The sequence below is a fragment of the Salmonella sp. 32020114201800008SM genome, assembly GCF_017572025.1.
GTDB lineage: Bacteria > Pseudomonadota > Gammaproteobacteria > Enterobacterales > Enterobacteriaceae > Salmonella > Salmonella enterica.
The window spans coordinates 1,063,563-1,090,308 of the sequence record NZ_JAGEQM010000001.1 but is presented as its reverse complement, the minus strand read 5'-3'; the positions used below and the strand labels follow the sequence as shown (position 1 = coordinate 1,090,308).

The 26,746-nt window shown below is 55.1% G+C and carries 17 protein-coding genes; 5 read left to right on the top strand and 12 right to left on the bottom strand.

Going from position 1 to position 26,746, the window contains the following annotated elements; translation table 11 throughout:
* Positions 1–38: 38 nt before the first annotated feature.
* The 9 genes from J4613_RS05545 to mdtA form a co-directional block, all read right to left on the bottom strand.
* A complete protein-coding gene (locus tag J4613_RS05545; RefSeq protein WP_111742297.1) occupies positions 39–2,150 on the bottom strand; it encodes a DUF4034 domain-containing protein in 2,112 nt (703 codons plus the stop codon).
* Between the two features lie 10 nt (positions 2,151–2,160).
* Entirely contained in the window at positions 2,161–2,877 is a 717-nt protein-coding gene (locus J4613_RS05540; RefSeq protein WP_111742298.1) for a DUF1266 domain-containing protein, read from the bottom strand.
* Positions 2,877–4,079, bottom strand: coding sequence for a cytoplasmic protein (locus J4613_RS05535; RefSeq protein WP_138010412.1), 1,203 nt, complete (start codon positions 4,077–4,079; stop codon positions 2,877–2,879). The genes J4613_RS05540 and J4613_RS05535 overlap by 1 nt, the downstream gene beginning before the upstream one ends.
* 268 nt (positions 4,080–4,347) lie before the next feature.
* Entirely contained in the window at positions 4,348–5,070 is a 723-nt protein-coding gene (gene baeR / locus J4613_RS05530) for a two-component system response regulator BaeR (RefSeq protein ID WP_000137854.1), read from the bottom strand.
* Complete coding sequence (gene baeS / locus J4613_RS05525) at positions 5,067–6,470, bottom strand: two-component system sensor histidine kinase BaeS (protein WP_000870077.1); 1,404 nt, start codon at positions 6,468–6,470, stop codon at positions 5,067–5,069. The genes baeR and baeS overlap by 4 nt, the downstream gene beginning before the upstream one ends.
* Complete coding sequence (locus J4613_RS05520) at positions 6,470–7,882, bottom strand: MFS transporter (RefSeq protein ID WP_001523543.1); 1,413 nt, start codon at positions 7,880–7,882, stop codon at positions 6,470–6,472. The genes baeS and J4613_RS05520 overlap by 1 nt, the downstream gene beginning before the upstream one ends.
* The gene (gene mdtC / locus J4613_RS05515; protein ID WP_111742300.1) at positions 7,879–10,959 is read right to left on the bottom strand and encodes a multidrug efflux RND transporter permease subunit MdtC; all 3,081 of its coding nucleotides are present in this window, start codon (positions 10,957–10,959) and stop codon (positions 7,879–7,881) included. The genes J4613_RS05520 and mdtC overlap by 4 nt, the downstream gene beginning before the upstream one ends.
* Positions 10,960–14,082: a multidrug efflux RND transporter permease subunit MdtB gene (mdtB, locus tag J4613_RS05510; protein ID WP_001197799.1), complete on the bottom strand. Its 3,123-nt coding sequence runs from the start codon at positions 14,080–14,082 to the stop codon at positions 10,960–10,962.
* Positions 14,082–15,323, bottom strand: a complete 1,242-nt coding sequence (mdtA, locus tag J4613_RS05505) for a multidrug efflux RND transporter subunit MdtA (RefSeq protein WP_000678816.1) — start codon at positions 15,321–15,323, stop codon at positions 14,082–14,084. Before mdtA ends, mdtB begins: the two co-directional genes overlap by 1 nt.
* 282 nt (positions 15,324–15,605) lie before the next feature.
* Here mdtA and ibsA point away from each other — a divergent pair, with 282 nt between their 5' ends.
* Positions 15,606–15,665, top strand: coding sequence for a type I toxin-antitoxin system Ibs family toxin (ibsA, locus tag J4613_RS05500; protein ID WP_074430376.1), 60 nt, complete (start codon positions 15,606–15,608; stop codon positions 15,663–15,665).
* A gap of 98 nt (positions 15,666–15,763) precedes the next feature.
* On the opposite strand, the gene yegD is transcribed toward ibsA, so the two are convergent.
* Positions 15,764–17,116: a molecular chaperone gene (gene yegD / locus J4613_RS05495; RefSeq protein ID WP_000469629.1), complete on the bottom strand. Its 1,353-nt coding sequence runs from the start codon at positions 17,114–17,116 to the stop codon at positions 15,764–15,766.
* Positions 17,117–17,249: 133 nt separating this feature from the next.
* On the opposite strand from yegD, the gene alkA reads away from it, so the two are divergent.
* Entirely contained in the window at positions 17,250–18,119 is an 870-nt protein-coding gene (gene alkA / locus J4613_RS05490; RefSeq protein ID WP_023197840.1) for a DNA-3-methyladenine glycosylase 2, read from the top strand.
* Here the strand turns inward: alkA and J4613_RS05485 are convergent.
* A complete protein-coding gene (locus J4613_RS05485; RefSeq protein WP_023197841.1) occupies positions 18,087–21,077 on the bottom strand; it encodes an MASE1 domain-containing protein in 2,991 nt (996 codons plus the stop codon). The two genes, alkA and J4613_RS05485, sit on opposite strands and share 33 nt — an antisense overlap.
* A 330-nt stretch (positions 21,078–21,407) precedes the next feature.
* On the opposite strand from J4613_RS05485, the gene udk reads away from it, so the two are divergent.
* The 3 genes from udk to asmA all read left to right on the top strand — a co-directional run bounded on the left by udk (position 21,408) and on the right by asmA (position 24,616).
* Entirely contained in the window at positions 21,408–22,049 is a 642-nt protein-coding gene (gene udk / locus J4613_RS05480) for a uridine kinase (RefSeq protein WP_000132082.1), read from the top strand.
* A gap of 90 nt (positions 22,050–22,139) precedes the next feature.
* Positions 22,140–22,721, top strand: a complete 582-nt coding sequence (gene dcd, locus J4613_RS05475; protein ID WP_001234783.1) for a dCTP deaminase — start codon at positions 22,140–22,142, stop codon at positions 22,719–22,721.
* Positions 22,722–22,759: 38 nt separating this feature from the next.
* Positions 22,760–24,616: an outer membrane assembly protein AsmA gene (gene asmA, locus J4613_RS05470; protein ID WP_021294058.1), complete on the top strand. Its 1,857-nt coding sequence runs from the start codon at positions 22,760–22,762 to the stop codon at positions 24,614–24,616.
* Between the two features lie 85 nt (positions 24,617–24,701).
* On the opposite strand, the gene J4613_RS05465 is transcribed toward asmA, so the two are convergent.
* Positions 24,702–26,282 (bottom strand): TerC family protein, encoded by a 1,581-nt coding sequence (locus J4613_RS05465; protein ID WP_000454713.1) that lies wholly within the window; start codon positions 26,280–26,282, stop codon positions 24,702–24,704.
* Between the last annotated feature and the right edge of the window lie 464 nt (positions 26,283–26,746).

The following is a 26,746-nucleotide window of genomic DNA, read 5'->3' as shown; positions in this document are numbered from 1 at the left end:
GGGCATTGTAGCGCCGTGGGAGAGGGGAGTAAACCACCTTACACCATTGAGTTGACCTGTCCCGGCAGCTCTGAATTCGGGATGCGGACGGTATACCACGCGAAACGGAAGCGTTTCCAGAAAGAATCGAAATGCAGGTGGTCCAGGCAGTCCATAACGATTTCATTATCCGGGTAAAGCGTGAAGGCAAAATGCGCCCAGCGTGCGCTTAGCCTCATATTAAACAGCGTTCGATCGTGTTTATTACCATGCAGGCGCGATAGGGTCACCATAGCGTGTAGCGTGCCTTTGTTGGCTTCTTGTTGCACCAGTTCCAGATGCTTATGCGCCAGCGTAATATCCTTCACTTCAAAAATATTCAGCAGGAACAAGCCCCAGGCCTCTTTATGCCCGTACTGATGCGCCAGCCAGAGATTATCGAGCAGTTCTTTTTCATAAGCGGAACGTTTTTCGGTATCAGGTTCTTGTTTACTCAGACGCTGGTTGCAGATGCCAATGCTGAAATGAATATTTTGCAGGTCATTTTCATAGTCGGTATAGCCTCCGTTATCTATTAATTTGTACGGGGTGCTCTCGCGCAGCGCTAACTGCCGGTGCAAAATCTCCGCCGCGCGCTGAAAATACCCTAACGCGATGGCAGGATCGTAAGGTAGTAGGCCGTTGTTCTCTTTATTATTGTGTTCAAGGCCCAGCAGGTTTAGCGCGGCGGGTATATTTCTTTGTGCGCCCAGCTCTGCCAGCGGCACGAAATGTTCCGGGAGCCCGAACCAGTTGAAATTTTTAATCGCCGCCCGCCAGCTATGGTTATATTGAATGTCGGCGACGCTATCGAGCCAGGCGAGGCCTTGCGCCTCATCCTTTTCGAAACCCAATAGCCCGGCGTACTGAAAGTAGCCACGACGGATTTTCGGCACTGCGAATTCCGTTTGCTGCGCATTCTGACAGAGAAAATTATACATCCACCAGGTGTCAGGAAAATCGCGCAGGGCGAACTTTATCGTGTCATCAGAGAAGTAATTGTTGAGTTTAACTTTTTCCACGATCGAACGCTGAAGGGTTCGCCAGAGCGCGTCATTATCGTCCAGATCGCTATAGCAGACCCGCAGCCACTCCAGCGCGTTGTGGCGAGATTCCTGGATATGCGCTCGCAGGCTAATCTCTTCGGCTTTGGCGATAATGCGTTTCTGTTCTGCCGGGGAGTCAACCTCTTTAATGCGCAGATCGCGGTGATCGTCCCACCAGATTAATAGCTCCAGATGTTCACGTTCTGCGGCAGAAAGGTGATCGCATACGCTTGATTCCAGAAATTCGCGGATTTCCTCGTGAGACCCTCTCCAGCGTGGCATACGAAACGGGATATATTCATCCAGCACGTAAAATGCCGTCGGGAAAATAGCCAGGCAGACGGCGAGCCAGTATTTTTGCCCGGCATCGTCATTGCACTCCGGCAGCACGGACGGGCGCGGCAAATTTGGGCAAACCGCGTCGGCAAACGACAGCCCGGAATGGGCCATCAGCGCATCCACCTCCTGCGGTGAATGGCGATGATATTCAGCCAGATCTTCCATTAATGGCTGCCCGGCAACATCCGCGCCCTCGAGGAACTCAACCAGCCAGTCGGGCTGGCCGAAGACTTTGGAGTTGGTGCTGGTCAGGGCCGCCGCCATCCACTGGCGCGGTTCACAGTCGATAGCATTGAGCACGGCGATGACCATCCGTTCGTTGCAGGCGGCGGCGCAGATCCACATCGCTCGGGTGGTTTCTCTCGCCCAGCCATAGCTGCGATACAGCCACGCACGGTGATTCCAGTATTGCGCCTCGGCAAGCCAGGCGTGAGTGGAGCGGGGACGAGCGCGCTGCCAGTTTTTGATCAGCGCTAATCCTTGCGGCCCAGCCTCAACCAGCGTGTCCATATCGTAAAAAGGGTTGTCCATTTGATTCCAGGCGAAGAAATAGCGCTTTTCCGCTTCGCGGCTGGTAAAGCTCTCCGTCAGCGCCTGGTTGTAGCGTTCGTCCAGTTCGTCATAGCGTTCTTCGCGCAGCAGGCCGGAAATATCGGCGATATGCCACTCTCGTTGCCCGTCATTGAGGGGATTTTTGTGGTTGCACATCTCAAACATAGCGTTGAGCAGACGATCATCCTGTTCCATAAAGCGTCCTTTAAATCGGCTCGAAAATTTTGAATTCATTCCACGGCAGTTGTCGCCAGCGGCTGACCGGGTCTTGCAAATAATTGGTGGCTTCCTGTAAATCCCGTCCGGCAAGCGCTGTTGGCGTGTCACGTAGCGTGAGCCATACCCGGCGGGCGCGAACGTAGGCGGTGGCGTAATCCTCCCAGGAATCAAAACAGTCCTGAGCGCGCTGGGCGTTAAGTAATAACACCAGCCAGGCCTGATGTACGTCGCACCAGCCGAGCCCGGCGATACAGCGGGTCAGAAAGGCGGTGCGCATGCAGTCGAAAGCCAGCGCGTCGCGGACCTGGCCCTGGGCCGCCAGATGATGATAAAACGTGCGCGGCGAGCTGCCGATGCCCGCAGGCCAGCGGCGTAAGATATCCTCAACCTTGTGGCGTAACGCCGCGCCGTCGAGGTTTTCGCTCAAGCCCAGCTCTTTTTTTACCTGCTGCGCCAGATAGCGGCGTTTGTCATCGTCAAGTTTAAATACCAGCTCAACGCCTTTGATCGGTAGCCCGTTGCGCCGGGCGAGGATATCAGCTAGCGCCAGCGCCCATTGCCGCCGTCGGGTATCGCGACGCAGGTCTTTCAGGCGATCTTTTTCTTTCTCCTCGGCGATACGGGCCGCAATCAGCGGTTTGTTTTTTTTGTAGTTGCGCCAGCTAAAAAATAGGGCGGCTATAATAAGAACAATCCAGAACATTATTGCACCTCCTTGATGACAGGGAGGTAGCGCGTGGTTTGTAGCGTCAGGCTTTCAATTTCGAAAGGTTCGCTACTGGTGTTTTTTCCGGCAAGCGTAGGGTGCCATTCATGTCGTGGAAACAGCATTTCCGCAGCCGTCGCCACGTTAGGATCAACAACCTGAAGGTAGCGCAGTGCCTCCGGGGCGCTGTGCAGCAGCAGCCACTGTAAAGCTACCGGGGGAGTGGGGAAGTGTTCCATTAAATGAAAATTGTCATGCAGCACATTGAGCAGAAAATTGAGGTCATGAATATGCGTAATAAATTTCCAACCTGAATATTCCGGCGTCGATTCATAAACTATTCCCATCCCTTCGCAATCAGCGTGGCGCTCAGGAGGTGGTTGCAGATGGCGTAACAGAGATAAAACATCGTTAGCATATTTCTTAATAGGATGGCGATTTTGCTTACCTTTAATCTGATCAATGCTCAGGCCGTTATTACCAACCACCAGGCTTATTGTAACGTGGGGAATATTATTGCCGTCGCGCAGGCTGAACAGGCGAAGTTTCTGTTGTTCAATTTGCCGGGCGTAGTAATCGCCGTAGCCGCCGGAAAGCGCGCCTTTATTATCAAAATCTCCGACGCAGTGTTGCATATGCCAGGATTCATACGCCATCTCACTGCGCAGGCCGGGGTTTGTTGCATCAAGCTCAACCAGTACGCCGTTATTCACCGTCATCACCGGTTTTAGCGCCTCGCTGTTGGAGGGATACCAACCTTGTTCACGCAGGCGCTGCATTTTTTGATGCTCCGCTTCGCGCATTGCCAGCACGGTAAAGCAGTTGATACGCTGTAGTTTAGTTTCCAGCCGCGTTCCTTCCTGACGCGAAAGAAATTCCACTAAATCTCTTTCCATCGCCACAAGTTGCGGGTGCTGAACGTTAAGGTAGTAAAAGCGCTCATCGCCACCCAGCTTTGGCGCCAGCCAGGCGGGGATTTCTGCATCAGCGCTAAAATAAACGGCATAATCGGCGACGGAGCGCACAGGATAAACATGAGGAAAGTCACCAATGATCCAACGATAAAAATGGTTGCTTAACCAGCGCTGGGTAATTTCGCTGTCGCCGCGTTGTTGGCTCCGGGAAAAAATAGACGATTTTACATTTGGCGCATTTATTATATTGCGTGGTTTATAGCGGTGAGATGACGTTTCTGTCATAAAAATCCATGTATAATTAAGCTGGTATTATGTTTATGTATTTTTAGATTCACTTAATGAATTAATGCGCAATAAGTTTAAAAAACTACTCACAGTATATCGGTAAACTAAAAAGAGCGGCCAAATAATTTATTGTCCCCGATCGCGTTCGTCGTGGTTTTCGGGATACCGCTCGGCCAAATGAAAGAGGGCAGTGTGTTAATTCCGCCAGAATAGCGTTGGCGGAAAATATCGTCTTACGACCTTGTTATTGTTATGCCAATAATCATTATACCAGGCGACACGCATCCGCTTCCCAGCGATATCCCACCCCGTAGACCGCGCGTATAAATGACTGTTCGGCATCCAGCGATTCCAGTTTACGGCGCAGGTTTTTAATGTGGCTGTCGATAGTACGATCGGTCACCACACGGTAGTCGTCGTAGAGGTGGTTTAACAACTGCTCGCGGGAAAAAACTTTACCCGGTTCAAGCGATAAGGTTTTTAGCAGACGGAATTCAGCGGGGGTTAAATCCAGCGCTTTACCACACCAGGAGGCCTGAAAGCGGCTTTCATCAATCATTAACGGGCTTTCGGCATCCTGCTGCTGGAGTTCGCGCTGCGGTTTACAGCGGCGCAAAATGGTTTTCACGCGGGCCACGACTTCGCGCGGGCTGTAAGGCTTACAGATATAATCATCGGCGCCGATTTCCAGCCCAAGCAGCCGGTCGATCTCTTCGATTTTGGCCGTGACCATCACAATGGGGATGTCGGAAAAACGGCGAATCTCCCGGCATAGCGTCAGACCATCGGTACCCGGCAGCATCAGATCCAGCAGGATTAGATCCGGCGGCGTTTGACGCACATACGGCAGTACCTTGTCGCCATGATTGATGAGCGTGGGGGCGTAACTCGCCGCGCGTAAGTAGTCAATAAGCAGCTGACCCAGCTTGGGTTCATCTTCAACAATCAAAATGCGTGGCGTGTTTTCATCAATGGGTAATTCAGTCATACTTCTCTCTGTAAATCGCGATCCAGCGGTAACTCTACTGTAATGCTAACCCCGCCAAAAGGCGAATGAGCGGCGTGAAGATGACCGTTATGCGCGTGTACAATATTGACGCATATCGCCAGCCCCAGTCCAGAACCGCCGCTGGCGCGGTTACGGGACACTTCCGTGCGGTAAAAACGGTCAAAAAGCTTTTGTAACTGCTCATCGCTGACGCCCGGTGCAGAATCGGCAAAGGTCAGGAATAATGATTTGTCGCGTTGTTCGGCGGAAATATGCAGGCCGCCGCCGCTGTCGGTGTAGCGCAGACTGTTTTCCAGTAGATTATTAAACAGTTGCATCAGGCGATCCGGGTCGCCGAAGACGGTCATGCTATCCGGCAACGCGTAATGTAGCGTTAGCCCCCGGCTGGTAAAGCGCTCTCTGAACGCGCCGCCAGCGACTTCCAACAGGGGAACAAGATCGACGGTCGTTTTTTGATAAGCCAGCGCGCCCTCGTCAGACAACGACAGCTGATGCAGGTCGTCAACCAGTTTGGTAAGCGTACCGACTTCCGCCTGTAGCGAGGTAACCGATTCTGGCGTGAACTGGCGAACGCCATCCTGAATGGCTTCCAGTTCGCCGCGCAATACCGCCAGCGGCGTGCGCAGTTCGTGGGAAATATCCGCCATAAAGTCGCGGCGCATCTGCTGGTTTTTTTCCAGCGTGCTGGCAAGCTGGTTAAAATCCTGCGCCAGTTTTCCCAGCTCATCGGCGCTGGTTGGGGTCACGCGCGTGGTAAAATCCCCCGCCGCCAGTCTGTGCGTACCCTCGACCAACCGTTTGACCGGGGCGAGCAGGCCACGCGCCAGCAAAAATGTCGCCAGCGCGGCCAGCAACGTTGATAACGCCACGATCATCCAGCTGGCGCGCCGCTGCTGCATATCAAAATTAATATCCGTATTGCGCGTCAGCCGCTCGACAGGAGAGGCGATAACCGCGCCGACTTCGGCGCCATTGACCAGAATGGGCCGACGAGTACCGTCATGCGGCACCGGACCGCGTGGGCCGACCAGCACCCGGCCATTTTGATCGACGACCCAGAATTGGGTGCGCCAACCGTGCGGCGGCATACCGGGGCCGGGTTTATCGCGGTCGTTGTCATGCTCAAATGAACGCAAAATCTGGAAAACGAAGCGATCGTTGTTGCGTAAAAAACGCCAGTTGCCGTGTTGCTGGTACTGGTCGCCCAGCGCATCGCCCAGCATTTGTAGCCGCTGCTCGTTGCCGTGTTTGATATAGTCAATAAATCCGCGTTCAAAACTGACGCGCACGGCCCAATGCATACTGATCAGCAGCACGATGCAGGTGGCGAAGATCGCCAGAAACAGCTTGCCGGTGATTCCGGGCCGCCAGACTTTCATTACAGGCTCCTTTTACGCCGTGAAATGACCATGTTTTGCTGTGTATCGTTCGGCACGCGGGCAAAAATTATCGCCGGTAGCGCGATAATAACCGCCATACATAACCAGGTGTACATAAAGACGTGATGTGTGGCGCTACTGTCTATCCCGATATGCTGTTGGCCAAACATACCCAGCAGCATTCCGGCAATAGTGACGCCGATACTCATCGAGAGCTGCATAATCATCGATAATAAGCTATTGCCGCTGCTGGCCAGCGTATCGGGAAGGTCTTTTAGCGTTAAGGTGTTCATGGAAGAAAAGCGCGCCGAGTTCACCATTCCCTGCAAAAGCAGTACCAGCGGCAGGAGATAATACCAGCCGAGCAGCGCGACCGACATAAACAACAGGCTAACCAATGCCAGTCCGAGCGTAGTCGCCACCAGAACCCGACGATAGCCAAAACGGTTAACTATCTGCACTACAATCCGCTTCATTCCCATGCTGCCCAGCACCATGGGGATCATCATCAAACCGGCATGAAACGGTGAAAAACCAAGACCAATTTGCAAAAAGACCGGCGTCATAAACGGCAGCATACCGCTGCCGATACGCCCGGCAAAACTGCCCAGCAACCCCAGTGAAAACGTGGGCGTGCGGAACAATCGCAGGCTGAATAACGCGCCTGAGTTTTTTTTGGCATGGAAGAGATAGAGCAGAATGGCTGCCGTGCCACCCGCAGCAAGTCCGGCTAATGTCCAGGGCGAAATCCCCATGCTTTTACTACCGTCCAGCGCCAGCGTGAGTACCGCCATGCCGATAGCTAACAGCAGGAACCCCGGCAGATCAAAGCGCCGGGTCTCTATGGTGTAGTTTGGCATCAGCATAAAGGTCGCCATAGCGCCGACAATTCCCACCGGGATATTGATCAGAAAGATCCAGTGCCATGAAGCATATTCCACCAGCACCCCGCCCAGCGCGGGGCCGAGTAACGGCCCGATCTGTCCCGGTAGGGTGACGAAGGTCATTGCCGCCATATATTGCGCGCGCGGCACGATTTTCATGACCGTCAGGCGTCCAACCGGCACCATCATCGCGCCGCCTACGCCTTGTAAAACCCGCGCTAATACCAGTTGATTAAGCGTACCGGAGAGGGCGCAAAACAGCGAACCCAGCGTGAACAGCACGATGGCGGCAAAGAAAATATTACGCACGCCGATTTTGTCTGCCAGCCAGCCGCTGGCGGGGAGCATCACGGCGACGGTAAGAACATATGACACCACTACCATGTGCATATGCAGCGGGCTTTCCCCCAGGCTTTTCGCCATGGAGGGTAGCGCAGTGTTGACGATGGTGGTATCCAGCGACTGCATAAAAAAGCCGAATGCCACAATCCAGAGTTGCCAGCGGGTGTTGTCAGGAAGTTCTGTCATATCTCTACTACCGGTTTGCTATTTTTACGCGAAAAACGCAGCCGCAGACGGTCGAAAAAGAGGTACACCACCGGCGTGGTATAGAGCGTCAGGAGCTGGCTCATGACCAAACCGCCGACAATGGTTATCCCCAGCGGCTGCCGTAATTCCGAACCGTCTCCGCCAGATAACACCAATGGCAGTGCGCCGAACAGCGCCGCCAGCGTGGTCATCATTATTGGACGGAAGCGTAACAAGCAGGCCTGGAAAATGGCTTGTTCCGGCGTCAGGCCGCCGCTTCGTTGCGCTTCAAGCGCAAAATCGACCATCATAATGGCGTTTTTCTTCACAATGCCAATTAATAGCATGATCCCTATCAGGGCGATTAGGCTGAAAGGGGCATTGAAGAGTTCCAGCGCCAGAAGCGCCCCAACGCCCGCCGATGGTAGAGTAGAGAGAATGGTCAGCGGATGGACGTAGCTTTCGTACAGTATCCCCAGCACAATGTAGACGGTAGCGATCGCCGCCACTATCAAAATAAGCTGTGAATTCATGGTCTGCTGGAAGACTTGCGCCGTTCCGGAAAAACTGCCGCGTACCGTCGAGGGGACGCCAAGCTGCGTCATGGTGCGATTAATGGCCTCTGTCGCCTGCGATAACGATGTGCCGGTCGGCAGGTTAAAGGCAATCGTGGACGCCGCGGAAAGTCCCTGATGGTTCACCGACAGCGGCGCATTGGCGGGCCGCCATTGGGCGAAATAAGAGAGGGGAATCGCTTTTCCGTCACGGTTGATAACGAACATTTTCTCCAGCGCGCTGATATCCTGGCTATAGCGCGGATCGACTTCCATCACCACTTTATACTGGTTCATCGGCTGATAAATGGTGGAAATTTGCCGCTGGCCGAAAGCATTATTTAACAGACTGTTTGCGGCCTGAACATCAATACCCAGCCGTGACATGGTGTCGCGGTCGTAGATAAGGTTCATCTCCGCGCCGTTATCCTGCTGGTCGGAGTTTACGTCCGCCAGTTGCGGCAGGGCCGAGAGCGCTTTGCGTATTTTCGGCTCCCATTCGCGCAGCGCCGCCAGAGAGTCAGACAGCAACGTATATTGGTAACTGGCGTTAGCCTGCCGCCCGCCGACGCGAATATCCTGTACCGCCATCAGAAACAGCCTGGCGCCAGGTTCTTTTGCCAGTTTGACCCGCAGTCGATCAATGATTTGCTGCGCCGTCTCTTTGCGTTCGCCGCGCGGCTTCAGCGTAATAAACATCATGCCGCTATTCACCCTCGATCCGCCGGTAAAACCAGTGACATTATTCACCGCCGGATCGTCGCGAATAATTTTCATAAAATCCTGCAGCTTGCCGCGCATGGCCTGGAAATAGATGCTTTGGTCAGCCTGAATACCGCCCATCAACACGCCGGTGTCCTGCTCCGGAAAGAATGTTTTAGGGATGGCGATATAAAGCCAGATGTTCAGCGCAACGGTGCCAAGAAAAACCACCCCGACAAGACGCGTATGGTTAAGCACCCATTTTAACGACGTGCCGTAACCCTGTTGCAAGGCGACCAGCAAACGGCCAACGCCCCGTTTACGCGGTTGGGTGCGCGGTTTGCTTGATTTAAGCATCCAGCCGCACATCATCGGCGTCAGTGTGAGCGAGACCACCAGCGAAATGCCAATCGCCACCGAGAGGGTAACGGCGAATTCCCGTAATAATCGTCCTGGCAGGCCGCCCATTAACAGCAGCGGCAGAAATACCGCCACCAGCGACAGACTCATGGAGATGACCGTAAACCCAACTTCTCGCGTACCCTGTAATGCCGCCTGCAAAGGTTTCATTCCCGCCTCCAGATGGCGGGCGATATTTTCCAGCACCACAATGGCATCATCAACGACAAATCCGGTCGCGATAGTCAGCGCCATCAGCGACAGATTGTTGAGGCTGAAGCCGCACAGATACATGGCGGCGAAGGTGCCGATGAGCGAAACGGGAACGGCGACGGCGGGAATTAGCGTGGCGCGCCCGGAGCGCAGGAATAAAAACACCACCAGGATCACCAGCGCAACAGAGATAGCCAGTGTCTCTTCTACCTCTTGCAGCGACGCGCGAATCGTCGGCGAACGATCCTGGGCGATTTGTAAATCGATAGCGGCGGGGATCATTGCCCGCAGTTCCGGCAGTTTTGCCCGGATGCCGTCGACCGTCTGAATAATATTGGCCTCCGGCAGCTTGCGGATCATCAACAAAATAGCGGGTTTAGCGTTCGTCATCCCGGCGTTACGGACATCCTGCACCGAGTCGGTGACGCTGGCGACGTCGCCCAGGCGTACCGCCGCGCCGTTGTTATAGTGAATAATCAGCGGCTGATATTCGGCGGCGGTTTTCAGTTCGTCGTTGGTCTGGATTTGCCAGCGGTGGACGCTATCTTCAATTGCGCCTTGCGGTCGGCGTACGTTGGCGCTGTCGATCGCTTCGCGGACCTCATCCAGCGAGACGCCCTGGTTAAAGAGCGCCTGCGGGTTTAAGCCTACACGTACTGCGGGCAGGGAGCTGCCGCCGACGTCAACATCGCCGACGCCGTCAATTTGCGCGATGGTTTGCGCCAGTTGGGTAGAGGCGAAATCATACAGTTTGCCCTGTGACCAGCTCTCCGAGGTGAGCGTTAAAATCATAATCGGCGCGTCGGACGGGTTGGCCTTGCGATAAGTCGGGCGGCTGGGCATTCCGCCTGGCAACAAGCTTTGCGCGGCATTAATGGCGGCCTGCACGTCGCGCGCCGCGCCGTTAATATCACGATCGAAATTAAATTCGAGAATAATGCGCGTACTACCGAGCGAGCTGCTGGAGGTCATTTCATTGACGCCTGCAATGCGTCCCAAAGAACGTTCCAACGGCGTCGCCACCGACGAAGCCATGGTTTCCGGCGAGGCGCCCGGCAGCGAGGCGCTAACCATAATCACCGGGAAATCGACCTGCGGCAGCGGGGCGACCGGCAGCAGACGAAAGCCCAGAATGCCGCACAGCGTAATGGCGGCGGCAATCAAAATGGTGGCGACCGGGCGGTAGATGAAAAGGGCGAAAAAGCGCATCTACGCCTCCTCTTTATGGCGCGGAAAGCGGCTTTTCACGTACAGCGACAGGCGGTCAAACAGGAGATAAATCACCGGTGTGGTAAACAGAGTTAATACCTGACTGACCAGTAAGCCGCCCACCATTGCGATCCCCAACGGGCGACGTAATTCCGCGCCAACGCCGGTACTCAACATTAATGGCAATGCCCCGAGCAACGCAGCCAGCGTGGTCATCAGAATCGGTCGAAAACGCAGCAGACAGGCCTGGAAGATAGCGTCGCGCGGACTCATCCCCTGTTCGCGTTCGGCGGCGAGGGCGAAGTCAATCATCATGATGGCGTTTTTCTTCACGATGCCGATCAGTAAAATAATGCCGATAATGGCGATAATATCGAGCTCGCTACCGGCGATGAGCAGCGCCAGTAGCGCGCCGACGCCCGCCGTAGGCAGCGTTGAGAGAATCGTGATCGGATGGATAAAACTCTCATACAGCACGCCAAGCACGATATACATCGCCACCACGGCGGCGACAATAAGCCAGACGGTGCTGCCCAGCGCCGCCTGGAAGGCGAGCGTACTGCCCTGAAACTGCGTTGTAATATCCGCTGGCAGGGCGAGCGTTTTTTCCGTATCGAGAATCGCCTGCACCGCATCGCCGAGCGAATAGCCCTCCGGCACGTTAAACGAAAATGTCGTAACCGGGAACTGATCTAAATGATTGATGGAGAGCGGGGCGAAGCGCTGCTCAATGCGGGCAATCGCGCTGAGCGGTACGGTGCCGCCGTCGCGGCTCGTCAGGCGAATCGTCTCCAGCGCCGCCAGGCCCGGCGTGCTGGCGGTATTATGTTCCAGCACGACGCGGTACTGGTTCGCCTGGGTATAAATCGTTGAAATCAGGCGTTGTCCGAACGCGTTGTAGAGCGCGTTATCCACATCCGCCATGCTGATACCCAGACGGCTGGCGCTGTCGCGGTCGACATTCACCCAGGCCGCTAATCCCCGATCTTGCCAGTCGCTGCTTACCTCAGAGAGCTGTGGCAACGACTGTAGCGCGTTCTGCAGTTTTGGCACCCAGTGGCTGAGCGCATCGAGCGTCGTGGCCTGCAGGGTAAACTGATACTGCGTGCGGCTGACCTGCGTGTCGATGGTTAAATCCTGCGTCGGCTGGAGATACAGCGCCACGCCGGGAATCGTCGCCACGGCGGTTTGCAGCCGGGAGATCACCTGCTGCACGCGGTCATCACGCGCATCCAGCGGCTTGAGGTTAATTTGCAGGCGCGCGCTATTCAGCGTGGGATTAGCGCCGTCTACGCCAACAAAAGTCGTCAGGCTTTGCACCGCCGGGTCCTGTAATATCCGCTCCGCCACCTGGCGCTGACGTTGCGCCATACTGGCATACGATGATGATTGCGGCGCCTGCAGCGTCCCCTGGATAATGCCGTTATCCTGTACCGGAAAGAACCCTTTCGGGATGACTATCCACAGCATAACGCTGAGCAGGAGCGTGGCGAATGCCACGCTCAATGTAAGCCACGGATGGTTGAGCACTTTCGCTAATCCGCGTCCGTAGCTGGCGATCACGCGGTCAAACATCCGCTCGCAGGCGCGGGAAAAGCGGTTTTGTTTACGCAGAGACTGCTGGCTGAGCATACGCGCGCACATCATGGGCGTGAGCGTCAAAGAGACGACGGCGGAGATTAAAATCGCTACCGCCAACGTCACCGCAAATTCGCGGAACAGTCGACCAACAATATCGCCCATAAAGAGCAACGGGATCAGCACCGCAATCAGTGAAAAGGTGAGGGAAATAATGGTAAAGCCGATTTCGCCCGCGCCTTTGAGCGCCGCCGCCAGCGGTTTTTCTCCTTTTTCGATGTAGCGCGAGATGTTCTCGATCACCACAATCGCATCGTCCACCACGAAACCCGTGGCGATAGTGAGCGCCATCAGCGTCAGGTTATTAATGGAAAAATCCAAAAATACCATCACCGCAAAGGTGCCGATAAGCGACAGCGGTACGGCGACGCCGGGAATAATTGTGGCGGGAATATTACGTAAAAACAGATAGATAATCATGACGACCAGCGCGATCGCCAGCATCAGTTCAAACTGGGTATCGCGCACGGAAGCGCGAATATTGGTGGTGCGATCGGACAGGACCGTGACCTTCACCGATTTCGGCAGGCTTTCGGTAAGCTGGGGCAGCATCTGGCGAATGCTGTCCGCTGTCGCAATGATATTGGCGCCGGGCTGGCGTTGAACGTTCATCACGATAGCCGGCGCTTGATTCGCCCATGCGCCGAGCCAGCTATTTTCCGCCCCCTGTTCGACGGTGGCGACATCGCCCAACCGTACCGGCGCGCCGTTTTGATATGCGATGATAAGCCTGCGGTATTCGTCGGCAGACTGCATCTGATCGTTAGCAGAAAGCGTCACCGCCCGTTCGGGGCCATCCAGACTGCCTTTCGCCGAGTTGACGTTGGCGCCGGTAATTGCGGTACGGACCGTTTCGCTGGTCAGACCGAGCGCGGCGACAGCCTGAGCATTCAGTTTTACGCGTACCGCAGGGCGCTGCCCGCCGGCAAGCGTCACCAGCCCGACGCCGGAGACCTGCGAGATCTTCTGCGCCACGCGGGTTTCTACCATGTCCTCTACCTGGGTCATCGGCATCGCGTTTGAGGTGACGGCAAGCGTCATAATCGGCGGGTCCGCCGGATTGACTTTGCTATAAATCGGCGGATTTGGCAGGTCGGAAGGCAATAAATTGGTGGCCGCGTTAATCGCCGCCTGTACTTCCTGCTCGGCAACGTCCAGCGGCAGCGTCAACTGAAACTGTAGCGTTACCACCGATGCGCCGCCGGAGCTTTGCGACGACATCTGCTTAAGTCCTGACATCTGGCCGAACTGGCGCTCAAGCGGCGCGGTGACGGCGGAGGTCATGACATCCGGGCTGGCGCCAGGGTAGAGCGTAACAACCTGAATAGTGGGGTAGTCGACCTCCGGCAAAGCGGCGACGGGCAGGAAGCGATAGCCGATAATCCCGGCGAGTAAAATCGCCGCCATCAGCAGAGTGGTGGCCACGGGGCGCAGAATAAACAGACGCGAGGGGCCGCCCGTGCTGCCCGGAGGTAATACCTGCATCAGGCGCGCGCTCCTTTTTGACCTTCATGGCGGGAAGGGGATTTTTCATCCGCCACGGTGGTTTGCGGCTCAACGACCTCGACTTTTGCGCCTTCCGTCAGCCGATCAATACCATCGGTAACGACGCGATCGCCTGCCGACAAGCCAGCGCTGATCACCACGTTTCGGTTATCCTGAATACCGATTTTTACCCGCTTCTTGCTGACGTTATTTTCGTCGTTCAGCACCCACACAAAGTGGCCCTCATTGCCCATTTGCACCGCCGCGGCAGGCACCACAACGGCATTTTGTTCGGTATCGACCAGCATCCGGGCGTTCACAAATTGATTGGGGAACAGCGTATCGTCCTGATTGGTAAAGCGCGCTTTAATTTTGATCGTTCCCGTTGTGGGATCAATCTGGTTGTCCAGACTGAGCAACACACCTTCGCTCAATTTGTGCGAGTTAGTCCGATCCCAGGCTTCTACGACCAGCGTTTTCCCCGCTTTCTGCGCCTGAACCACGGTCGCGATATCGCTTTCCGGCAGAGTAAAAATGAGATCAATCGGGTGCGTTTGCGTAATGACGACAATACCTGCGGTATCGCTGCTGGAAATCTGGTTGCCGACATCCACCTGTTTCAGACCCACGCGTCCCGAGACCGGGGCCGTGATACGACTCCAGTCGAGCTGTAACTGCGCGCTGGCGACATTGGCTTCATCCGCTTTAATGGTTCCCTGGGTTTCGTTGACCAGCGCCTGTTGCGCATCCAGTTCCTGACGAGAAACCAGATTGGTTTTTGCCAGTTGCTGATAGCGCGCCAGATCACGACGCGCATTCGCCAGCGTAGCGTTATCTTTCGCCAACTGTCCCTGAGCCTGCGCCAGGGCGACCTTAAACTGGCTGGGATCGATTTGCGCCAGCAGATCGCCTGCGTTGACCTGCTGACCTTCCTGAAAGTGCAGGGCGATGAGTTGACCATCCACGCGGCTACGCACCGTAACGGTATTCGCTGCGGTCACGGTACCCAGCCCGCTCAGATAGCGCGGTACGGCCTGCGTGGTCGCGGTCGCGGCCTGTACCGGCGCCAGAGGGCCGTCGCGCATACCGCGGCGACCTGCGGCGGCGGTATGCGGCGCTTGCGCGGCGACGCCCGGCGCGGCGGTCGGGCTTTCGCTACGGCTATGCCAGAACCAGAATGCGGCGGCGGCCACTACAACCCCAATCGCGATTGCCCAGCGGAAAGTATTACTGCCTTTCATCGGTATAAGTTTCTCATCCTGAAACGTTTTGCGGAATGTTGCTCCCTCTATTGTAGTCAGCAGGGAAGGGAGAAAAATGGAGGAATTATGGAACACGGTCGGGATTATTCTGAATGGCGACCCGCTTTGCGAGGCGCTACGCAACTCTCATCGGTGAAAATCGTTAACGCGCCGGAGTGCGGTAAAGTGGCGGCACGGCAATGAAGGTAAGCCACCGATTTCAGCAGGACGCTGAAACGGGAAAGCCCCTCCCGAGGAAGGGGCCAAAATAAGGAAAGGGTTATGATGAAGTTAGTCATCATACTGGTGATACTCTTAGTGATTAGCTTCCAGGCTTACTAAGACACCAGGGGGAGGAGGAATCCTCCCTTACCCTCACTCCTGACGTTAAGCCACATCAAAAATAATGTCAATCCATCAGCGCTGGGCTTGCGAGGCGCTTAGCGGAAAACGACCTCCGCCCAGCGCGCCAGTCCTGCGGTGACGGAGCCGAAATCATCGCCGCCAGCGACGGGTATGCCCGGTAGCTGTTCGGAAAGCGCTTTTTTAATCAATGGCGAACGGGCGCTGCCGCCGGTCAGATAGATGACATCCGGTTTTTCCTGCGCGCTGTCCAGCGCCAGTTGCACCTGTTCCAGAATGCGCGTCAGCGGTTGATCCAGCGCCGCTTCCAGTCCTTGCTGGCTGATAGCGACCGCCAGGTCGTCGCTGATAAATGGCAGCCTCGCCGTAACATCCGCCTGGCCGGAAAGGGCGATTTTGCTCTCTTCCGCGCAGCGTACCAGGCGGTAGCTAAGCCGCTGACGCCAGACCTTGAGCAGCAACGCGACCTTGTCTGCTTCACGCGCGTTGCGAACCAAATCGTTCAACAGACGACCATTCGCGCTACTGTAAAAATCGCTTTGCGCCGGGACGTCGTTAATCGCGACGGCGTTCCACCACGGCAGCACCGGTAGGGCGATACCTTTTTCGGTTTCGCCGCCCATGCCCAGCAAAGGCATCAGATTTTTAAAGGCCAGCGCGATATCCAGATCGTTTCCGCCCACGCGGCAACCGCTGTGCCCCAACAGGCTGTTTTCACGATCGGCGCGCTGACGCCACTGCGGCCCCATCAGCAGCATGGAACAGTCGGTGGTGCCGCCGCCAATATCCACGACCAGCACACGCTTTTCTTCCCGCAGCGTAGCCTCGTAGTCCAGGCCCGCAGCGACCGGTTCGTACTGGAATACCACCTCCTGAAAACCGGCGCGTTTTGCCGCCCGCTCCAGAATACCCTGCGCCTGGCGGTTCGCGTCATCGCCGCCCAGTCCCTGAAAGTTGATCGGGCGACCGATCACTGCCTGGGTAATGGCCTCCGGCAATTGGCTGTGCGCCGTATGACGAATATGTACCATCATGGCGCAGACCAAATCTTCAAACAACGCGACCTGCTGCGGTTTCAGGCCGCTGGCGCCTAAAAAGGATTTCGGCGATTTGACAAACCAGACCTCCTGGGGATCGTCAATATAGTGCGCCAGCGACGCCAGACCAAACTGTACGCTTTGCGCGCCAACCTCAATATCTTCCTCGCGGTTGTAGCGTATCGCGCGGCGTAGCAGCGCCTGGGTTTCTTCGTCCGTTGCCGGCACATCATGATGGCGATACAGCCACTCGCTCACCGCTTCGCGCGTCGGCGCGCACAGCATAGACGGCAGTAATGCGCTGTTATTCTCCATTGTCAGCAACTGTGGATGCCCGTCGCGCATAATGGCGACCGAGCAGTTTGCCGTACCGTAATCAAATCCGATAAACACCTTAAAATCCCCATGCCAGTGAAGAAGGGGCGTGACTTTAGCGAAATGTCGTCGCGGCGACAACTGGAATATGAAAGCAAGGCGTTACGTGCGATTAGCGTTTATGCTGAAAGGTCAAATAAAGGAGAAAAGTATGTTTACCCTGAGCTGGCAGCCGCCTTACGACTGGTCGTGGATGTTGGGCTTTCTTGCCGCGCGTGCGGTGGACGGCGTGGAAACGGTAGGCGAGGGCTTTTATGCGCGCAGCCTGGTGGTGGGCGAGCATCGCGGACTGATCATCGTGAGCCCCCATCTGCCCACCCACACTGTGCAGGTCAGCGTGAGCGCCGGATTACTTCCCGTCGCGCCGGCGTGTCTGGCGAAGGTTTCGCGTCTGTTTGATCTTGACTGCCAGCCCGCGCAGGTTGCCGCCGTGCTGGGGCCACTGGGCGAGGACAGACCGGGGCTGCGTTTACCGGGATCGGTTGATACGTTTGAACAAGGCGTGCGGGCGATACTGGGGCAACTGGTGAGTGTTGCGATGGCGGCCAGGTTGACGGCGAAAGTGGCGCGCCGCTATGGCGAGGCGTTGCCGGATGCGCCCGATTATGTCTGTTTTCCCGGTCCGGAAACGCTGGCGTTGGCCGATCCGCTGGCGCTTAAAGCTCTGGGGATGCCGCTGCGGCGCGCCGAAGCGCTGATTCATCTGGCGCAGGCGACGCTGGCGGGAAAACTGGCGCTCGCCGCGCCGCCGGATATTGAGCAGAGCGTTAAAAATTTACAAACGTTTCCGGGAATTGGCCGCTGGACGGCGAACTATTTCGCCCTGCGCGGTTGGCAGGCAAAAGATATCTTTTTACCCGATGATTACTTAATTAAGCAGCGCTTCGCCGGGATGACGGCCGCGCAGATCCGTCGCTACGCGGAGCGCTGGAAACCGTGGCGTTCCTACGCGCTACTGCATATCTGGTATACCCACGGCTGGCAACCGTCAATGGATAGCGAAATAGCTGGTATTCAGTAATAAATCCAGCGGTTGCGCTTCGGCGATAGTGTCGCCATAAATCAGATCCACGCCAATACGGGAGAGCGTATCCAGCACCTGTGGGTTTTGTACCGGCCCGGCGAGCGTTTTGATGTCCAGATGCTGGGCGTGTCCCTGGATGATCGAGGTCAGCATTTCATCCATTAAACTCTCATGAACGTTGGCGATAAGGTCGCTATCCAGCAGTAAATAATCGACGATATGCGGGGGCAGTAAATTAAACAGCTGTAAATCGCGCCCGACATGGCTGAGAATAACCTGGCAGCCGCGTTGCCGCAGTTTTCGCAGAGTCGCAGCGGCGGTCTGCGCCTGCTTAACGATAACGTCAGCCGGGATAATCAGGTGTAATAACCGTGGCGGTAGTGGGCTATGCTCCAGTTGTTCCAGCAGCTCATCAATAAGGGTCGCGCTGTATAATCCTGCGGCGGACAGCGGCAGCGCAACGCTTAATCCCTTGCTGGCGACGGCGGTCGCCGCATGGTGGAAAAACTCATGGAATACCCGTCGGTCAAGCGCGTGATGCAGCGCGGGGTCGGCTAACCCTGCCCGGAACGCGCGCTCTTCCAACACTTCCCCTTCGCTGGTCCACAGCCTGAGTGAGACCAGCCAAAAGCTGGTGGCCTCCGGCGTACGCGGCGGCGCGACGTTTCTGGCAAGCATCAGCAGGTGGTTATTTTTAATCATATGCCACTGTTCTTCCAGCGGCATCATTCCCTTTGAGGAGGTTAATGCGTGCTGCGGTTCGTACACGGTCAGACGGCCTCGACCGCTATTTTTCGCGGCGTAGCAGGCAATATCGGCCTGAGACACGACCTCTGTGAGCTGGCAGTTATGTTCATTTATCATTGTGATCCCGGCGCTGGCGCCGATCCGATGCAGGCGTCCTTCCCACATAAAGTGATATTCATTAATGGCGTTGATAAGCCGCGTCGCGATAAAGCGCGCGCTGTCACTATTACAATCCGGCAGCAACAGGCCAAACTCATCGCCACCCAGACGGGCCAGGAGATCGCCGGATCGAAGCATACTGAGCATCAGTGACGCGAGCTCGCGCAATAAGGCATCGCCAGCGGCATGTCCCGCGCTGTCGTTAACCGCTTTAAAACGGTCCAGATCGATAAACACCAGCGCATGATGTTGAGGCGATTCCTGTATTGTTTGCAGGCGCTGTTGAAGCTGCTTTTCAAAACTGGCGCGGTTGGCAAGATGGGTGAGGGCGTCATGCGTTGCGCTGTAGCTGAGCTGGCGTAACATTTTTCGTGATTCGGTAACGTCCTGGATAACCAGAACCGAACCAATCTTATCGCCGTCAAGCGTACTGAGCGGCGTGATACTGTAATGAATATCGTAGCTACCGCCGTTATGACAATGGAGCACTATCTCCTGTTCCATGTCCGATCGCGACCTGTCGGCGCGATAAATATCCTCCAGCAGCGGCCCCTTATTACCTGACGTAATGCGCAGAACCGTTAATAATGGCGCGCCTAAAGCATCCTCTTGCCGCCAGCCGCTCATCTTCTCGGCGATCGGGTTCATAAAGGTGATATTCATCGCGACATCAATACACACCACCGCTTCTCCGATAGAGTCAAGCGTGATGTGCAACCGTTCTTTTTCCTGAAACAGCGCCTCGTTCGCCTGTGTAATACGCTCCATCAACCGCTGGTTTTCCTGCTCGCTTTGCTTGAGATCGTTAATGTCTTCAATCTGAGCAATAAAATAGAGAGGTTTATTGTCTTTATGACGAACCAGTGAGACGGCCAGCAGCGCCCAGACGACATCGCCGTTGCGGGTGTAGTAGCGTTTTTCCATGGAATAGCTGTTGATGTCGCCGCGCACCAGCATGTTTAGCTGTTCAAGGTCGTTATTCAGGTCTTCCGGCCAGGTCAATTGCTGAAATGTCATCGTGCGTAATTCATCCTGGCTATAGCCAAGAAAATGGCTCAGAGATTTATTGACCTGTAGCCACTGACCCTCCGTACCGACCAGCGCCATACCAATGGCGGAATACTCCATCGCGTTGCGAAAGCGGGATTCGCTCTCGGTGATATGTTTACGCTCCGTGCGAAACGCGTACATCACCATCGTCATCATATTGGCAGGCAGCAGGATCATTAAAAAAGGCAGCCACGGCATATTGACCATCACGTCGGTTTTCGGCGTGGCGAGCAGCGTGGGGTCATTGGCCAGCATGAGCGAGACCACGATAACGGTAGCTAAAAAAATTAAAAACGCCTCCATTCGCGGCAGGCGCACCGCACTCCACATCAACAGGACGATAACGCACGTAAACGGCCACGGAATATAGCGCATAGCGAGCCAGCTTAGCGCCAGCGTAATGACCAGCGTCAATAGCGTTTCCAGCAACAGATGCGGGTCGCGATGACGCAACAGATAGTGTGGTTTAAACAGTAAACCTAACGGCACCAGCGTCAGCGCGCCGATGGCTTCCGATAATACCCAAATCAGAAACGCTTTCGAGGCGACCGCTTCCGGCGCTATTAGCCAAAATAACAGGCCGCCGAGTAGCGGCGGAATCACGGCGCTGCCGATAGCCAGACGAAACCAGTCATTCAAATTTTGTAAGGGGTTGTAGCTGGGGAGCAGTTTTCGCAGCAGTATCGCGCCAGTGGCCGCCTCGATAATATTTATTGCCGTCCAGCTAAAGTTAAGCGAGGCGGCAGGAAATAAAGTCAGTGAGGCGCCGATGCTGCCGAGCGAGCAGGCGACCGCGATCCCTGGCCACAGACGGCCCGCATGGCGGTAAAACGCGACCATCATAATGGAGGTGGGGAACCACAGCGGCGCGAGTTGGGTGCCGACACGCGATAATACGAGCGAAAAGAGCGTAAAGACAAACGCGACCAGGCCTAAACTGACCAGACGCAATAGCGGGTGGGGGACGGTAACGAAAACATGTTGGGATGGTTTACTCATTACCACTCTATCCGAATCGCCGGTAACGTCGCGGAATACCGGACGCGTCAGTTTACTCTGTGATTATGCTAGTATAAACGCGTAATGATTTATACGCTGGCTGAATATAAATTGTGGCTCCCGGCGTATTCCTCCTCCAGACGGGTCGATAAAACCGCTGCCCGCGTTAAAACTGAACGCTTTTACGTCGCGACGTCGAATGCGCCGCCAACAAATTCACCGTGGCATAGCGCCGGACTGGTATCGCGCTGCTGAAATCCCTATAATTGCCGCGTTTGGCGTTTCGGCGCCCCCCTTCCTTACATCCAGGTTAATCAGGTCGCTAAATTTATGACTGATCAGTCTCATCAGTGCGTCATTATCGGTATCGCTGGCGCATCGGCTTCCGGCAAGAGTCTTATTGCCAGTACCCTTTACCGCGAATTGCGTGAACAAGTGGGTGACGAACATATTGGCGTTATTCCCGAAGACAGTTATTACAAAGATCAAAGCCATCTGTCGATGGAAGAACGCGTAAAAACTAACTATGACCATCCGAATGCGATGGATCACAGCCTGCTATTTCAGCATCTTCAGGCGCTCAAGCGCGGTTCGGCGATTGAATTACCGGTATACAGTTATGTTGAGCATACCCGTATGCAGGAAACGGTTCGCGTAGAACCGAAGAAAGTGATTATTCTTGAAGGTATTCTGTTACTGACCGACGCGCGTTTGCGTGAAGAGATGAACTTCTCTATTTTTGTCGATACGCCGCTGGATATCTGTTTGATGCGCCGTATCAAACGCGATGTGAACGAGCGTGGTCGCTCAATGGATTCGGTGATGGCGCAATATCAGAAAACGGTGCGTCCGATGTTCCTGCAATTTATTGAGCCTTCCAAACAATATGCGGATATTATCGTGCCGCGCGGCGGTAAAAACCGCATCGCTATTGATATTCTGAAAGCGAAAATCAGCCAGTTCTTTGAATAAATCTGGCGAATTGTGTACCGTTCAGTGATAACCTGGTTAGCCCTTGATGTGCTTGATTTAAGGGCTTGATGCGCGAAAGGAGAAAGTGCCATGCGTTTATGCGACCGAGATATTGAAGCCTGGCTGGATGAAGGCCGTTTGTCTATCACCCCGCGACCTCCCGTAGAGCGCATTAACGGCGCGACGGTCGATGTACGTCTTGGCAATAAATTTCGAACCTTCCGTGGCCATACGGCGGCGTTTATCGATCTGAGCGGGCCGAAAGACGAGGTCAGCGCGGCGCTGGATCGCGTGATGAGCGATGAAATCGTTTTGCCGGACGGCGAGGCATTTTATCTGCATCCGGGCGAGTTGGCGCTGGCCGTCACCTTTGAATCCGTTACCCTGCCGCCGGATTTAGTGGGCTGGCTGGATGGTCGCTCCTCGCTGGCGCGTCTGGGATTGATGGTGCATGTGACGGCGCACCGTATCGATCCCGGCTGGTCGGGCTGCATTGTGCTTGAGTTTTACAACTCCGGGAAGCTGCCGCTGGCGTTGCGTCCGGGTATGCTCATCGGCGCGCTGAGCTTTGAGCCGCTGTCCGGCCCGGCGGCGCGGCCTTATAACCGCCGTCAGGATGCCAAATATCGCGATCAGCAGGGCGCTGTTGCCAGCCGGATTGATAAAGACTGAGCCATTCGGCGCAATACTGCCGGTCCATTGAGGGTAGCATGAGACGATTTCTGACGACGCTGATGATTCTCCTGGTCGTGCTGGTGGCCGGATTCTCTGCGTTGGTATTGTTGGTCAATCCGAATGATTTCCGCGCCTATATGGTGCAGCAGGTTGCCGCGCGTAGTGAATATCAGTTGCAACTGGACGGGCCGCTGCGTTGGCACGTATGGCCGCAACTCAGCATCCTTTCCGGGCGAATGACGCTAACGGCGCGAGGCGCCAGCGAACCGCTGGTGCGGGCTGACAATATGCGCCTGGATGTCGCTTTATGGCCGCTGTTGAGTCATCAGCTTCATGTTAAGCAGGTGATGCTGAAAGGCGGGGTGATTCAATTGACGCCGCAAACGGAAGCGGTACGCAGTGATGATGCGCCGGTCGCGCCGAAAGATAATACCTTGCCGGACGTAGCGGAAGATCGCGGCTGGTCGTTTGATATTCGTAGCCTGCGCGTTGCCGACAGCGTGCTGGTTTTCCAGCATGAAAATGATGATCAGGTCACGGTGCGCGATATTCGTCTGAATATGGAACAAGATGCCGAGCATCGCGGCACGTTTGATTTTTCGGGACGCGTGAACCGCGATCAGCGGGATCTTGCTTTATCGTTCAGCGGAACGGTGGATGCTTCCGATTATCCGCATAATTTAACCGCGGGTATTGAGCAACTGCGCTGGCAATTGCAGGGCGCGGATCTACCGGCGCAGGGGATTGAGGGGCAGGGACAATTGCAGGCGCAGTGGCAGGAGGCGCAAAAACGTCTTTCATTTAACCACTTAAATTTAACGGCGAATGACAGTTCGCTGACCGGGCATGTTCAGGTAACGCTGGCGGAGCAGCCGGAATGGCAAATTGACCTCCGGTCCAGCAAGCTTAATCTGGACAACCTGTTGCCGCATCATAGCGCCGTGGCACAGACGGGCGGCGCGGTGTCGCAGGGGCAAAATACGCTCCCCCTGACCAGGCCAGTTATCGCGTCGCGTGTTGGTGCGCCGCCTTATCAGGGGCTGCAAAGCTTTACGGCGGAGATTGTTTTACAGGCGGATTCAGTTCGCTGGCGGGGAATGGACTTTACCCAGGTTTCGACGAAGATGTCTAATCAGGCCGGATTGCTGGATATCACCGAGTTGCAGGGGAAACTGGCCGACGGAGAGATGTCGCTGCCCGGCACGCTGGACGCCCGCACCGCCAGTCCGCGCATCGAATTCCACCCTCGCCTCAACCATGTTGAGATTGGGACTATCCTGAAAGCCTTCAATTATCCGATTAGCCTGACCGGTAAGATGTCGCTGGTTGGCGATTTCTCCGGGGCGGATATTGACGCGGAGGCATTTCGCCACAGCTGGAAAGGAAAAGCGCATGTTGACATGAGCAATACGCGCCTCGAAGGAATGAATTTCCAGCAACTGGTGCAGCAGGCCGTAGAGCGAAGCGGCGGCGACGCGCAGCAGTCGCAGGAAAATATGGACAACGCGACCCGACTGGATCGCTTCACGACCGATCTGACGCTAAATAAGGGCACGCTGACACTCGACGACATGGTCGGGCAATCTTCTATGCTGGCGTTAACCGGCAGCGGAACGCTGGATCTGGTTAAGCAGAGCTGTGATACACAATTTAATCTGCGTGTGCTGGGCGGCTGGAACGGCGATAGCAACCTGATCACCTTCCTGAAAGAGACGCCGGTGCCGTTGCGCGTCTATGGCAAGTGGCAGGAGCTGAACTATACCCTGCAAGTGGATCAGTTATTGCGTAAGCATTTACAGGATGAGGCGAAGCGTCGGCTCAATGACTGGGCGGATCGCAATAAAGATACCCGCAACGGTAAAGATGTGAAGAAGCTGCTGAATAAGCTGTAGTTTTTGGCCAAAGGGCAGAGCCGGATGGCGAGGCTAACGCGCCTCCGGCCTGCCTGGTAAGCAGGCCGGGGCAGGCGAACAGACGTTACATCTCCTGGTCTGGCTCGCCGTTATGCAGCGGAATTAACTGCACTTTCTGCACTCGATGGCTTTCTACCTGCAATGTTTTCAGCAAATAATCGCCCACCTGAACCTCTTCACCGGTTTGCGGTATGCGTTGCAAATATTCCATCAATAATCCGGCAATCGTATGGTATTCCCGTTTTTCATCCAGCGGTAGCGGCACGTACTGCACCAAATCCTCCAGCGGCATATGGCCGTTTGCTGTCCAGGAACCGTCCGGGTTCTTCTGAATATCGTGGCGGGCGTCAATTTCCTCGACTTCATTCGGCAGATTACCGGCGATAGTCTCCATGACATCGCTTAATGTCACAATGCCTTCAACCGAGCCAAACTCATCTACGACAAAGGCAAAATGGGTTCTGGCGTTACGGAACTGCTCCAGCGCAGGCAGCAGCGGCAATGTTTCCGGGAAAACCAGCGGTTGGCGAATCAGCGCCCGCAGGTTGAGCGGTTCGCCGCGCAGCGATTGTTGCAACAGATCGATGACGTGGACGACGCCGAGTAAATCTTCCTGTTCATTTTCACCCGTCACGACCAGACGCGTATGCTGGTTCTTTTCCAGCAGAGCGCGGATTTCCGCTTCCGGCGCGTTGAGATCGATATGCTCGATATCGTGACGCGACGTCATGATGCTACTTACGGTGCGCTGGTTGAGATTCAGCACCCGCTCAATCATCCTGCGCTCCTGCGGATTAAAAATCTGGCTGTCGTCATGGTCTGCCAGCATCGCGGCGGTTTCCGCATCCAGTTCGGCATCCTCTTTTTTACCGCTAATCAGCCGCATCACGGCCTCCGTTGTGCGCTGGCGCAGCGTATGGTTAGCGGAAAGAAAACGGCGGCGGTTAAAAATAGCCAGTTGGTTGAGCGCCTCGATCATCACCGAGAAGCCGATAGCCGCATACAGATACCCTTTCGGAATGTGGAAACCAAACCCTTCCGCCACCAGGCTAAAGCCGATCATTAGCAGGAAGCTAAGGCACAAAATGACAATGGTGGGATGGTTGTTCACAAATCGGGTCAGTGACTTGCTGGCGAGCAGCATCAGGCTAATGGCGATTATCACGGCCGCCATCATGACCGCCAGGTGATCGACCATCCCCACGGCGGTAATCACGGAGTCGAGAGAAAAGATAGCGTCCAGCACCACGATTTGCGCGACCACCGCCCAGAATTTCGCCCCCTTACGCTGGGTAGGGTTGGCGCTATCTTTCCCTTCCAGCCGTTCGTTGAGCTCCATGGTGGCTTTAAAGAGCAGGAAGAAGCCGCCGAACAGCATAATCAGATCGCGGGCGCTGAAGCTTAACGCCTGTACGCTAAAGAGCGGCTTAGTCAAGGTGACCAGCCACGAGATTGACGCCAGCAGCAGCAGGCGCATGATCATCGCCAGTATCAGGCCGGTAATGCGCGCGCGGTCGCGCTGCCCCGGCGGTAGTTTTTCAGCGAGGATGGCAATAAAGACCAGGTTATCAATGCCGAGAACAAGTTCGATAACGATTAACGTTACCAGTCCGGCCCAGATTGACGGATCGGCAATCCATTCCATAGTAAGAGCAATACCTTCTGTAATATGACAATTGTCACAATTCGATCATGGATAATACGGCGGAAAAATGCAATGCCGCAGAGCAATTTATCTTTGTTACGCGGCTATAAAATAACTTTAAAATAGCCGTAATGTTTCTGTCGGAAACTAAATAATGTCAAGAATATATTTAGGAAATATCGCAGGCGGAGTGAAGTAAATAAATATTGTCAACATCAATAAAATCCTAAAATCATCTGTTAATTCATTTAATATTAATCTTAAAAATATAGAATGGCGGGTTTGTTACCTTGCCTGTCATTAGGTTAGCTGCAACAATTCTTGCAGGATTAAGATAGCGCTCTTAAATATCCTGTCACGACATCGAGAAAACTATTAATACGTAACCTTTATTTCGCTGAAGATTTTTATCTGAACGAGGATGAAATCGGAGGGGAATGCGAAAATTTAGAATAATCAGTGTA

Excerpts from the sequence above, each read along its gene's own strand:
- J4613_RS05545 (WP_111742297.1), bottom strand. The coding sequence starts at position 2,150 with ATGGAACAGGATGATCGTCTGCTCAACGCTATGTTTGAGATGTGCAAC.
- J4613_RS05540 (WP_111742298.1), bottom strand. The coding sequence starts at position 2,877 with ATGTTCTGGATTGTTCTTATTATAGCCGCCCTATTTTTTAGCTGGCGC.
- J4613_RS05535 (WP_138010412.1), bottom strand. The coding sequence starts at position 4,079 with ATGACAGAAACGTCATCTCACCGCTATAAACCACGCAATATAATAAAT.
- baeR (WP_000137854.1), bottom strand. The coding sequence starts at position 5,070 with ATGACTGAATTACCCATTGATGAAAACACGCCACGCATTTTGATTGTT.
- baeS (WP_000870077.1), bottom strand. The coding sequence starts at position 6,470 with ATGAAAGTCTGGCGGCCCGGAATCACCGGCAAGCTGTTTCTGGCGATC.
- J4613_RS05520 (WP_001523543.1), bottom strand. The coding sequence starts at position 7,882 with ATGACAGAACTTCCTGACAACACCCGCTGGCAACTCTGGATTGTGGCA.
- mdtC (WP_111742300.1), bottom strand. The coding sequence starts at position 10,959 with ATGCGCTTTTTCGCCCTTTTCATCTACCGCCCGGTCGCCACCATTTTG.
- mdtB (WP_001197799.1), bottom strand. The coding sequence starts at position 14,082 with ATGCAGGTATTACCTCCGGGCAGCACGGGCGGCCCCTCGCGTCTGTTT.
- mdtA (WP_000678816.1), bottom strand. The coding sequence starts at position 15,323 with ATGAAAGGCAGTAATACTTTCCGCTGGGCAATCGCGATTGGGGTTGTA.
- alkA (WP_023197840.1), top strand. The coding sequence starts at position 17,250 with ATGTTTACCCTGAGCTGGCAGCCGCCTTACGACTGGTCGTGGATGTTG.
- J4613_RS05485 (WP_023197841.1), bottom strand. The coding sequence starts at position 21,077 with ATGAGTAAACCATCCCAACATGTTTTCGTTACCGTCCCCCACCCGCTA.
- udk (WP_000132082.1), top strand. The coding sequence starts at position 21,408 with ATGACTGATCAGTCTCATCAGTGCGTCATTATCGGTATCGCTGGCGCA.
- dcd (WP_001234783.1), top strand. The coding sequence starts at position 22,140 with ATGCGTTTATGCGACCGAGATATTGAAGCCTGGCTGGATGAAGGCCGT.
- asmA (WP_021294058.1), top strand. The coding sequence starts at position 22,760 with ATGAGACGATTTCTGACGACGCTGATGATTCTCCTGGTCGTGCTGGTG.
- J4613_RS05465 (WP_000454713.1), bottom strand. The coding sequence starts at position 26,282 with ATGGAATGGATTGCCGATCCGTCAATCTGGGCCGGACTGGTAACGTTA.